The 4392-nt window shown below is 73.9% G+C and carries 5 protein-coding genes; 4 read left to right on the forward strand and 1 reads right to left on the reverse strand.

The genetic code is table 11. From position 1 onward, the window contains the following. The coding region (locus AC1DV7_RS18075) for a C40 family peptidase (RefSeq protein WP_477598719.1) at positions 1–511 on the forward strand (511 nt) is incomplete at its 5' end. A 7-nt stretch (positions 512–518) separates the two neighbouring features. On the opposite strand, the gene AC1DV7_RS18080 is transcribed toward AC1DV7_RS18075, so the two are convergent. Next, positions 519–1076, reverse strand: a complete 558-nt coding sequence (locus tag AC1DV7_RS18080) for an inorganic diphosphatase (RefSeq protein ID WP_477598720.1) — start codon at positions 1074–1076, stop codon at positions 519–521. A 90-nt stretch (positions 1077–1166) separates the two neighbouring features. On the opposite strand from AC1DV7_RS18080, the gene AC1DV7_RS18085 reads away from it, so the two are divergent. The 3 genes from AC1DV7_RS18085 to tilS all read left to right on the forward strand — a co-directional run. Continuing rightward, positions 1167–2606, forward strand: a complete 1440-nt coding sequence (locus tag AC1DV7_RS18085; RefSeq protein WP_477598721.1) for a D-alanyl-D-alanine carboxypeptidase/D-alanyl-D-alanine-endopeptidase — start codon at positions 1167–1169, stop codon at positions 2604–2606. A gap of 14 nt (positions 2607–2620) precedes the next feature. After that, positions 2621–3691 carry a zinc-dependent metalloprotease gene (locus tag AC1DV7_RS18090; protein WP_477598722.1) on the forward strand — a complete coding sequence of 357 codons (1071 nt, stop codon included), beginning with the start codon at positions 2621–2623 and terminating at the stop codon, positions 3689–3691. Positions 3692–3706: 15 nt separating this feature from the next. Continuing rightward, positions 3707–4392: tRNA lysidine(34) synthetase TilS (tilS, locus tag AC1DV7_RS18095; RefSeq protein WP_477598723.1), on the forward strand; the 686-nt coding region annotated here is incomplete at its 3' end.

Here is a 4392-nt window from a genome sequence, read left to right on the forward strand (position 1 = left end):
AGCCGAGGCCGCGCGCCAGAGAGCCGCGGCCGAGGCCGCCGAGAAGGCCGCCGCCGAAGCCGCCCGGCAGCAGGGGCGGCCCAAGCCCTCGGGCCCCAGGCCGTCGACCCCCAAGCCGTCGAACCCCGGGCCGTCGTCCCCGCCGCCCAGCAGCGGCGGCGCGGGAGCCGTGATCGGCTATGCACAGGCCCAGCTCGGCAAGCCCTACCGGTGGGGCGCCGACGGCCCGGACTCGTTCGACTGCTCGGGCCTGACGATGCGAGCCTGGCAGCAGGCCGGGGTGAACCTCTACCACTACACCGGCGCCCAGTGGGACCAGACCGCACGCGTGGCCATCAGCGACCTGCGACCCGGTGACCTGGTGTTCTTCGGCAGCTCCGGTCCCTCGAGCCACCACGTCGGGCTCTACGTCGGCAACGGCCAGATGATCGAGGCCCCCCGCGCCGGGGTGCCGGTGCGGTACGCCTCGATCTACCGCTCAGACCTGCTGCCCTACGGCGGCCGCCCCTGAGCCTGGGTCACTCGGTCGGGGGCTTGGCCTCCGACATGGGCTCGGCACTGACGTCCGGCATGCGCCAGCGAGCCGTCGTCATCCCGGCGTCCTTGGCCCGCTGGATCGCCTCGCGCACGACGCGCTCGGCCTCCTCGCGGCCGGCCCAGTGCGCGCCCTCGACGGACTTGCCGGGCTCGAGGTCCTTGTAGGTCTCGAAGAAGTGCTGGATCTCGAGGCGGTCGAAGCTGCTGACCTGCTCGAGCTCGGTGATGTGCGCCTGCCGCGGGTCGCCGGCCGGGACGCAGAGGATCTTGTCGTCGCCACCCGCCTCGTCGCGCATGTGGAACATGCCGATGGGGCGGACGCGCACGAGGCAGCCGGGGAACGTGGGCTCCTCGAGCAGCACCAGCGCGTCGAGCGGGTCGCTGTCCTCACCGAGGCTGTCCTCGACGTAGCCGTAGTCGGCCGGGTAGCGCGTCGACGTGAAGAGCAGCCGGTCGAGCCGGATGCGGCCGGTCTCGTGGTCGACCTCGTACTTGTTGCGGTGCCCTTGGGGAATCTCGATGGTGACGTCGAACTCCACGACGCTGCCCCTTCCGTTGTGCGCGGGCCTATGACCTAGGCTCGCCGCCAAGTGTTCCGTATGACGCAAGTCGAGTGCCGAGGGGGTCGCGTGCGTCGATTCCTGACCGGCTCGCTCGTAGTGGTGCTGCTCATCGTGGGCTACGCCGCCCTGGACGTCTACGACGTCGCCCCCGGCATCCTCACCCGGGCGTCGGCTACGCCGGCGCCCCGCCCGACCCCCACCTCGACGGTGAGCGCGGCACCGACCACGGCGATCCCCACCGTCGACCCGGGGGCGGCACCCCTGCAGGTGGCGAGTGCGAGGGCTCCGCTGCCCAGCGCAGCCGGCATGGCCGCAGCCCTGCGCAAGGCAGTCGCCGACCCCGGCCTCGGCCCGGACCCCGGCTTCGTCGTGCGGGATGCCTTCACCGGCCAGCAGCTCTACTCGGAGGGGGCCGAGCGGCCCAGGGTCGCGGCCTCGACCGGCAAGCTCCTCACCGCGATCGCCGTCGCCACGACCCTCGACACCGATGCCACGCTGCCGACGCGGGTCGTCCAGGACGCCACCCCGACCGAGCTGGTCCTGGTGGCCGGGGGCGACACCATGCTCGCCAGGGGCAAGGGCGACCCGACCACGGTCGAGGGCCACGCGGGACTGGCCGACCTGGCCAGCCAGGTCGCGGCGGCACTGCAGCCGACCGGCGCCACCACGGTGAGCCTGCGGCTCGACGTCACCTACGCCCACGGCGACCGCTGGGCTCCCGGCTGGCACCAGGCCGACATCGCGGCCGGCTACACCGGCGGCGTCTCCATGCTCGGGCTGGCCGGGCAGCGGGCAGAGCCCTTCAAACCGGCCCCGCGCGACCCGGAGGCCGCCACCGCGGCGGCGTTCGTGGTCGCGCTCAAGGCGGTCGGGGTCACCGCGCGGCTCGCCCCCCAGTCGACCTGGCGCACGCCCGTCGCGGCCACGGCACCCCAGCTCGGTGAGGTGCGCAGTGCGCGGATCGGCGACATCCTGGCGCTGGCCCTCGCCGACAGCGACAACGCCCTCACCGAGGGACTGGCCCGCCAGGCCGCCGTCAAGGCCGGTGGGCCCGCGACGTTCGCGGCCGCCGTCGACCACGTCGAGAAGACGGTGGCCGCACAGGGGGTCGACCTCACCGGGGTGACGCTCAAGGACACCAGCGGGCTGACGTCCGGACAGGCCATCCCGCCGCGCGTCCTGTCCGAGGTGCTCCAGCTCGGTGCCGACGGACGAGTCCCGGCCATGCAGGACGTCATCGCCGCGCTGCCCGTGGCCGGGTTGTCCGGCACGCTCAAGGACCGGTTCAAGGCGTCCACGACCCGGTCGGTCGCAGGACTCGCCCGCGCCAAGACGGGCACCCTCACCGGCGCCAGCTCGGTGGCGGGCACCGTCGTCGACGCGGACGGCCGGGTGCTGTCCTTCGTGGCCGTCGCCGACCGCCTGCCCGCCGGGCTCGGAACCCTCGCGGCGCGCGCCGCGTTGGACCGCTTCGTGGCGACGCTCGCGACGTGCGGGTGTCGCTGACCTACCGTGAGGGGATGACCGTGCCGAATGCCGCCGAGGCGCCCACCCGCTACGTCGACTGGGAGTTCGCCAAGGCTGCCGGGGCGCGGCTCGTCGCACCGGGCCCCAAGGTGTCCGCCGCCGAGGCCGCCCAGGTCGTCTCCGACGTCAGGGCCGCTGCCCTGCGGTCGCAGCAGCCGGTCGCCGAGACTGCCCGGCTGCACGCCCCGGGCGACGCCCCCGGCCCACTGGTCGTCGACCGGTCCACCTGGATCTCGCTCAACGCGGACTCGATGTCGGCCCTCATGGACCCCGTGTTCGGCAAGCTGGTCGACGGCCAGAGGTCCGCGCCGAGCGCCACGATGCGTTCCATCGGCGGCAAGATGACCGGCGGCGAGGCCGGTGCCCTGCTCGCGTTCATGGCGACCAAGGTGCTGGGCCAGTACGACCTGGCCCCCGGGGGGACCCCGGCCCTCATGCTGGTCGCCCCCAACCTCGTGCAGGTGGAGCGCGAGCTGGGCGTCGACCCCGCCGACTTCCGGCTGTGGGTCTGCATGCACGAGGAGACCCACCGGGTGCAGTTCACCGCCGTCCCGTGGCTGCGCGACCACATGGTCGAGCGCGTCCGCGCCCTCGCCACCGACCTCGTGCCCGACCCCGAGAGCCTGCAGGAGACCGTCTCGCGGGTGAGCCGTCAGCTGCCGGACGCTCTGCGCAGCGGCGGTGCGGGGCTCACCGACCTCGTGACCAGCCCCGAGCAGCGAGCGGAGCTGGCCAAGGTCACCGCCATCATGTCCCTGCTCGAGGGCCACGCCGACGTCGTCATGGACGAGGTCGGCCCGCAGGTGATCCCGAGCGTCGCCCACATCCGCAGCAAGTTCAACGACCGACGCAAGGGCGTGGGCGCCTTCGACCGCATGCTGCGCCGGCTGCTGGGCCTCGAGGCCAAGATGCGGCAGTACCGCGACGGCGCCGTCTTCGTCCGCTCCGTCGTCGACGAGGTGGGCGTCGACGGGTTCAACCGCATCTGGGACTCACCCGAGACGCTGCCGTTGCCGACCGAGATCGAGACCCCCTCGGCCTGGGTCGCACGGGTGCACGGCTGACCGGGTGACACCCTCGTGACCGGTCCCCACCCGGCGACCGCTGCCATCCGGCTGGCCGTTCGCGGGTGCCTCTCCGAGGGCAGCGCGGGCGACACCGTCCTGGTCGCGTGCAGTGGTGGCGGCGACTCCATGGCACTCGCGGCAGCCGTCGCGTTCGAGGCCCCACGGCTGGGCCTGCGTGCGGGTGCTGTCGTCGTCGACCACCAGCTCGCTGCGGGGTCCGAGGCTGTTGCGCGCACCGTCCACGACCAGTGCCGCGCGCTCGGCCTCGAACCCGTCGTCGTCCGACGGGTGGCAGTGACCGGCGGCGGTGGCCTCGAGGCTGCGGCGCGCGACGCCCGCTACACCGCGTTCGACGACGTGGCGCGTGAGACCGGGGCAGCGATGGTGCTGCTGGGTCACACCCTCGACGACCAGGCCGAGCAGGTCCTGCTCGGCCTCACCCGCGGCTCGGGGGCCCGGTCCCTCGCCGGTATGCCGCGGGCCCGGGACGGCTTCCGGCGTCCCCTCCTGGGCGTGACGAGGGAGCAGACCCGCGCCTCGTGCGAGGCGGAGGGCCTGACGTGGTGGGACGACCCCATGAACGACGACCTCGCCTTCACGCGGGTCCGCGCCCGCCGGGCCCTCGTCGACCTCGAGCGTGACCTCGGGCCGGGGGTGACCGCCGCCCTCGCCCGCAGCGCCGCCCAGCTGCGCGAGGA

It is taken from the genome of Pedococcus sp. P2_E4, from assembly GCF_056403935.1.